At 51.3% G+C, this 5,235-nt stretch carries 2 tRNA genes and 3 rRNA genes; all 5 read right to left on the bottom strand.

The features are described from left to right. Position 1 precedes the first annotated feature (1 nt). The 5 genes from rrf to H6G26_RS41705 all read right to left on the bottom strand — a co-directional run bounded on the left by rrf (position 2) and on the right by H6G26_RS41705 (position 5,234). Positions 2-119 (bottom strand): 5S ribosomal RNA (gene rrf / locus H6G26_RS41725). Positions 120-239: 120 nt separating this feature from the next. Beyond that, a 23S ribosomal RNA gene (locus H6G26_RS41720) occupies positions 240-3,128 on the bottom strand. 248 nt (positions 3,129-3,376) lie between these two features. Continuing rightward, positions 3,377-3,449, bottom strand: a tRNA-Ala gene (locus H6G26_RS41715). 88 nt (positions 3,450-3,537) lie between these two features. Then, positions 3,538-3,611 (bottom strand) — tRNA-Ile (locus H6G26_RS41710). Between the two features lie 132 nt (positions 3,612-3,743). After that, positions 3,744-5,234 (bottom strand): 16S ribosomal RNA (locus H6G26_RS41705). Together the 16S, 23S and 5S rRNA genes with 2 tRNA genes alongside form the textbook arrangement of a ribosomal RNA operon. Between the last annotated feature and the right edge of the window lies 1 nt (position 5,235).

Raw genomic sequence — 5,235 nt, 5'->3', positions numbered from 1 at the left:
AACCTGGCATCGAGCTATTTTTGCGTAGGGCTACCCCTAAACTATCGTGGCCGCAGCAGCGTTTCACCTCTGAGTTCGGGAAGGGTTCAGTGTGGTTCCACCGCGCAATAGACACCAGGAAAACCTGATGGGAGTTAAAAATTAAAAATGTAAAATTAAAAATGACTTGTGAAATTTTACATTTCTAATACTTCAGAAACCCTGAAGACTGCACAGTAACACGAAACCAAATGAGTTGTGAGGTCAAGCCCTCGGTCTGTTAGCACGGCTCGGCTACATACATTGCTGTACTTCCACCTACCGCCTAAGAACGGGTGTTCTTCCCGTGACCTTACCCACTTACGTGGTGAGAGCACTCATCTTGAGGTGGGCTTCCCACTTAGATGCTTTCAGCGGTTATCCGCTCCGCACTTGGCTACCCAGCGTTTACCGTTGGCACGATAACTGGTACACCAGCGGTGCGTTCCTCCCGGTCCTCTCGTACTAAGGAGGACTCCTCTCAATGCTCTTACGCCTGCACCGGATATGGACCGAACTGTCTCACGACGTTCTGAACCCAGCTCACGTACCGCTTTAATGGGCGAACAGCCCAACCCTTGGGACGTACTTCCGCCCCAGGTTGCGATGAGCCGACATCGAGGTGCCAAACCTCCCCGTCGATGTGGACTCTTGGGGGAGATCAGCCTGTTATCCCTAGAGTAACTTTTATCCGTTGAGCGACGGCCATTCCACTCTGCGCCGTCGGATCACTAAGGCCTACTTTCGTACCTGCTCGACTTGTCAGTCTTGCAGTCAAGCTCCCTTTATGCCTTTACACTCGCCGCACGGTTTCCAAGCGTGCTGAGGGAACCTTTGCGCGCCTCCGTTACCTTTTAGGAGGCGACCGCCCCAGTCAAACTGCCCACCTGAAACTGTTCCCTGACCAGATAATGGTCATGGGTTAGAATTCTAGCTTCGCCAGAGTGGTATCTCACCGTTGGCTCCATACTCCCCACAAGGAATACTTCATCGCCTCCCACCTATCCTGCGCAAGCCAAGCCCGAACACAATTCCAGGCTACAGTAAAGCTTCATAGGGTCTTTCTGTCCAGGTGCAGGCAGTCCGTATCTTCACAGACATTCCTATTTCGCCGAGTCTCTCTCTGAGACACCATCCAGATCGTTACGCCTTTCGTGCGGGTCGGAACTTACCCGACAAGGAATTTCGCTACCTTAGGACCGTTATAGTTACGGCCGCCGTTCACCGGGGCTTCGGTCGCTAGCTTCAAGGTTGCCCCCTGACCAACTTCCTTAACCTTCCGGCACTGGGCAGGCGTCAGCCCCCATACTGCGTCTTTATGACTTTGCGGAGACCTGTGTTTTTGGTAAACAGTCGCCTGGATCTCTTCACTGCGACCCACGTCTTAGGTGGGCACCCCTTCTTCCGAAGTTACGGGGCCATTTTGCCGAGTTCCTTAGAGAGAGTTATCTCGCGCCCCTTGGTATTCTCAACCTCCCTACCTGTGTCGGTTTCGGGTACAGGTAACTGTAAGTTAACGTGTTTAGAGCTTTTCTTGGAAGCTAGACTATGCCACTTCCCCGCCGTAGCGGGTCGTACTCACGCCTCAACTCGAAACGTTTTCGCCGTCTCTCAACATCTCGACGCTTGAACCGGTAACCAACATCCGGCTGACATTCATCTTCTCCGTCCCTCTGCACAACCTACAATCAGTACGGGAATTTTAACCCGTTGTCCATCGACTACGCCGTTCGGCCTCGCCTTAGGTCCTGACTAACCCTCCGGGGACGAACCTGGCGGAGGAAACCTTAGGGTTTCGGGGTATTGGATTCTCACCAATATTTGCGCTACTCAAGCCGACATTCTCACTTCCGTTTCGTCCACAGCTGCTTGCCGCTACTGCTTCTACCTACGACGGAACGCTCCCCTACCGATTAACATAAGTTAATCCCACAGCTTCGGTACATCGCTTAGCCCCGTTCATTTTCGGCGCGAGAGCGCTTGACTAGTGAGCTATTACGCACTCTTTCAAGGGTGGCTGCTTCTAGGCAAACCTCCTAGTTGTCTGTGCACTCTCACCTCCTTTATCACTTAGCGATGATTTGGGGACCTTAGCTGGTGGTCTGGGCTGTTTCCCTCTTGACAATGAAGCTTATCCCCCACTGTCTCACTGGCAATGTGTGCTCTGGGTATTCAGAGTTTGTCTCGATTTGGTACCGGTCTCCCAGCCCGCACCGAAACAGTGCTTTACCCCCCAGATATAATCATTACCGCTGCGCCTAAACACATTTCGGGGAGAACCAGCTAGCTCCTGGTTCGATTGGCATTTCACCCCTAACCACAGCTCATCCGCTGATTTTTCAACATCAGTCGGTGCGGACCTCCACTTGGTGTTACCCAAGCTTCATCCTGGCCATGGTTAGATCACCAGGGTTCGGGTCTATAAACACTGATTATCGCCCTTTTCAGACTCGGTTTCCCTTTGGCTCCAGCATTCTCGCTTTAACCTACCAGTGCCTATAAGTCGCCGGCTCATTCTTCAACAGGCACGCGGTCAGACTTTGAATAGTCCTCCCACTGCTTGTAAGCTAACGGTTTCATGTTCTATTTCACTCCCCTTCCGGGGTTCTTTTCACCTTTCCCTCGCGGTACTGGTTCACTATCGGTCACACAGTAGTATTTAGCCTTACGAGGTGGTCCTCGCTGATTCACATGGGATTCCTCGTGCCCCATGCTACTCGGGATTCAGCTACTATCCTTTGACTTTCGACTACAGGACTTTCACCTTCTTTGGTGCAGTATTTAGCTGCTTCGTCTAGCCTCTAGATTCGATATCGCTGTCCCACTACCCCAAAAGATAAATCTTTTGGTTTAGGCTCTTCCCCTTTCGCTCACCACTACTTAGGGAATCTCTTAATTGATTTCTCTTCCTCCAGCTACTAAGATGTTTCAATTCGCTGGGTTGGCTCTCTCCTGCCTATATATTCAGCAGGTAGTATATAGGGTTGCCCCATTCGGAAATCTCCGGATCAAAGTTTGCTTCCAACTCCCCGGAGCATATCGTCGGTAACCACGTCCTTCATCGCCTCTGTGTGCCTAGGTATCCACCGTTAGCCCTTATTAGCTTGACCACTCAAATATTTGGTCTTTTAATGACTTGCATTCACAAATAGTTAGTTCTGCTTACCTCGTCACTTCGCACTGATTTTACTCAGTACTCAGCACTCAGCACTCAGCACTAAGAATGTCTGTGTCTGCCTGCTATTTTCGCGTTACTATGCAGTTTTCAAGGTTCTGGCTGAGAACATTCTCAGCAGTCTGACCCGAAAGTCATGTTGCTGAACTCTCAATATTTTTAATCAGTGGCAACCGCCACAGGTGGAGGTTAGCGGACTCGAACCGCTGACATCCTGCTTGCAAAGCAGGCGCTCTACCAACTGAGCTAAACCCCCAGATACAATTAAAAATTGATAATTAAAAATTAAAAATTTAATTTATTTCATTTTTAATTTCTAATTCTACATTTTTAATTGATTCAGGTGGGCCATCCTGGACTCGAACCAGGGACCTCACCCTTATCAGGGGTGCGCTCTAACCACCTGAGCTAATAGCCCATAAACGAACCTTCATCATAGTTTGAAAGCGTTGAACGTATTGCAAATGTCTGCGACCGACCTAGGAATGACCAACTTACTATCTATATAGCTGTTTGCTTTTCGATATGTAAGGGGTGTAGGTCTCCCTAAAAAGGAGGTGATCCAGCCACACCTTCCGGTACGGCTACCTTGTTACGACTTCACCCCAGTCACCAGTCCTGCCTTAGGCATCCTCCTCTGCGAACAGTTGGAGTAATGACTTCGGGCACTACCAGCTTCCATGGTGTGACGGGCGGTGTGTACAAGGCCCGGGAACGAATTCACTGCAGTATGCTGACCTGCAATTACTAGCGATTCCTCCTTCACGCAGGCGAGTTGCAGCCTGCGATCTGAACTGAGCTCCGGTTTACGGGATTTGCTTGCATTCGCATGCTTGCTGCCCTCTGTCCGGAGCATTGTAGTACGTGTGTAGCCCAAGGCGTAAGGGGCATGCTGACTTGACGTCATCCCCACCTTCCTCCGGTTTGTCACCGGCAGTCTCTCTAGAGTGCCCAACTTAATGCTGGCAACTAAAAACGAGGGTTGCGCTCGTTGCGGGACTTAACCCAACATCTCACGACACGAGCTGACGACAGCCATGCACCACCTGTGTTCGCGCTCCCGAAGGCACTCTTCTCTTTCAAGAAGATTCGCGACATGTCAAGCCTTGGTAAGGTTCTTCGCGTTGCATCGAATTAAACCACATACTCCACCGCTTGTGCGGGCCCCCGTCAATTCCTTTGAGTTTCACCGTTGCCGGCGTACTCCCCAGGCGGGATACTTAACGCGTTAGCTACGGCACGGCTCGGGTCGATACAAGCCACGCCTAGTATCCATCGTTTACGGCTAGGACTACTGGGGTATCTAATCCCATTCGCTCCCCTAGCTTTCGTCCCTCAGTGTCAGTTACGGCCTAGCAGAGCGCCTTCGCCACTGGTGTTCTTCCTGATCTCTACGCATTTCACCGCTACACCAGGAATTCCCTCTGCCCCGAACGTACTCTAGCCGTGTAGTTTCCACTGCTTGTATCTAGTTGAGCTAGACTCTTTAACAGCAGACTTACACAGCCACCTGCGGACGCTTTACGCCCAATCATTCCGGATAACGCTTGCATCCTCCGTATTACCGCGGCTGCTGGCACGGAGTTAGCCGATGCTTATTCCTCAGGTACCGTCATTGTGTTCTTCCCTGAGAAAAGAGGTTTACGACCCAAGAGCCTTCCTCCCTCACGCGGTATTGCTCCGTCAGGCTTTCGCCCATTGCGGAAAATTCCCCACTGCTGCCTCCCGTAGGAGTCTGGGCCGTGTCTCAGTCCCAGTGTGGCTGATCGTCCTCTCAGACCAGCTACTGATCGTCGCCTAGGTGCGCCTTTACCACACCTACTAGCTAATCAGACGCGAGCTCATCTTCAGGCAATTAATCTTTCACCCCAAAGGGCACATCCGGTATTAGCCACCGTTTCCAGTGGTTGTCCCAGACCTGAAGCCAGATTCTCACGCGTTACTCACCCGTCCGCCACTGTGTCCGAAGACACCGTTCGACTTGCATGTGTTAAGCATACCGCCAGCGTTCATCCTGAGCCAGGATCAAACTCTCCGTTTTG

This window comes from Nostoc sp. FACHB-888 (genome assembly GCF_014696655.1).
Classification (GTDB): Bacteria; Cyanobacteriota; Cyanobacteriia; order Cyanobacteriales; family Nostocaceae; genus Nostoc.
This window is presented reverse-complemented; position numbering and strand designations above follow the sequence as displayed.